2 protein-coding genes are annotated in these 1,564 nt (G+C 65.6%); both read left to right on the forward strand.

The genetic code is table 11. The features are described 5' to 3' along the window. The coding region (locus tag AAGI46_17155) for a LacI family DNA-binding transcriptional regulator (protein ID MEM1013935.1) at positions 1-1,056 on the forward strand (1,056 nt) is incomplete at its 5' end. Positions 1,057-1,196: 140 nt separating this feature from the next. Next, positions 1,197-1,564: hypothetical protein (locus AAGI46_17160; protein MEM1013936.1), on the forward strand; the 368-nt coding region annotated here is incomplete at its 3' end.

Genomic DNA, 1,564 nt, shown 5'->3' on the forward strand with positions numbered 1-1,564 from the left:
CGCGGCGGGGCGGGTAAGCGTGGGAGCGCGACCGTCAACCTGCGGGACGTCGCACGCGTGGCTGAGGTGTCAGTCGCGACGGTGAGCCTGGTCCTCAATGGTTCGGAACGCATCAGTCGAGGCACCGCCGATCGTGTGCGGGCCGTGATGAACCAACTCGGCTACCGGCCGAACCGCCTAGCGCAGTCGCTCTCGGGCAAGTACGTCAAGGTCCTTGGCGCCGTCCTGCCGGACCTCCGCAACGCCTTCGCCGATGCGTACTTCGGCCAGTTGCTTGCGGGCGTCACCGATGCCGCCCAGGAGCGTGGCTTCAAGATGCTTCTGGAGCAGGCCAAGACCGAGTGGATCGACGCCGGCACGCACATGGAGCTGTTTGAACGTCGCTTCGTCGACGGCGTGCTGCTCTTCGGCCACACCGACGAAAGCGTCTATGCCGCCGACTTCTGTCGCGAGAAGTTCCCGGCCCTGGCCGTCGACAACCGGCTCGACTGCCCGCAGTGCGAGCACATCGACTACGTCGCCAGCGACTACAGAAAAGGGGCCGAGCAGGTGATGAACTACCTGGCTCAGCTCGGCCATCGGCACATCGGGCTGCTCGAGGCGGCCCCGCAGATCGCCACCGTGCGCGACAAGCGGCAGGCGTGGGAGAACAAGCTTCGCGAACTCGGCGTCGAGCCCTCCGCCAGCCGCGTCCGCGACGGGCACTTCACCGAAATGGGCGGGGCCGACGCCTGCCGCGACCTCATGCAGGCCCATCCGGAAACCACGGCCATCCTCGCGATGAGCGACAAGATGGCGATCGGTGCGATGAGCTACCTGCAGCGGCAGGACCTCAAAGTCCCCGGCGACGTCAGCGTCGTCGGCTTCGACGACCTGCCGCACGCCGCCTTCGTCCAACCTGCGCTAACCACGATCCACCTGCCCCTCTACGACGTCGGCCGACGCGCCTGCATTCGGCTGATCGAGCGCGTCGAGGGCAAACGCGACCACGTCCGTGAGTCGCTCGACACCCACCTCGTCATCCGCGACTCAACGAGCATCGCTCGAAGAGCGTGACCATCACGACTACCTGATCCGTCATCCCGAGCGAGCACAGCGAGTCGACGGACCTCGCCGTGCTTCAGGCAAAGAGGCAAGCGAGGTCCTTCGACTCCGCTTCGCTCCGCTCAGGATGACGGATTTCTCGGAGGAACCCCATGAACTTCAAGACCCACGCCACACTCCTTGCCGCGATCGCCGTCCCCACCATGACGGTCGGCGTCCTCGCTCCCGCAGCTCCGACCTTCGCTGAAGCAATTCCACAGAAGACCGACAGCGGGTATCAGGTCGTCTTCCGCCTCGACGCCAGCGCGTGGGACGACAAGCCCACGAGCGTCGCGATCGCGGGCGATTTCAACGGCTGGAATTCGGGCGCTGACGTGATGCTCGACCTCAACAGCGACAACATCTGGGAACTGACGCTCCCGATGTCGCCCGGGCGGTACGGGTACAAATTCGTCGTCGACGGCGATCGGTGGCTGACCGATCCGACCGACGACAGCGAGCTTCGCATCGACGACGGCTA

It is taken from the genome of Planctomycetota bacterium, assembly GCA_038746835.1.
In the GTDB taxonomy this organism is placed as follows: domain Bacteria; phylum Planctomycetota; class Phycisphaerae; order Tepidisphaerales; family Tepidisphaeraceae; genus JBCDKH01.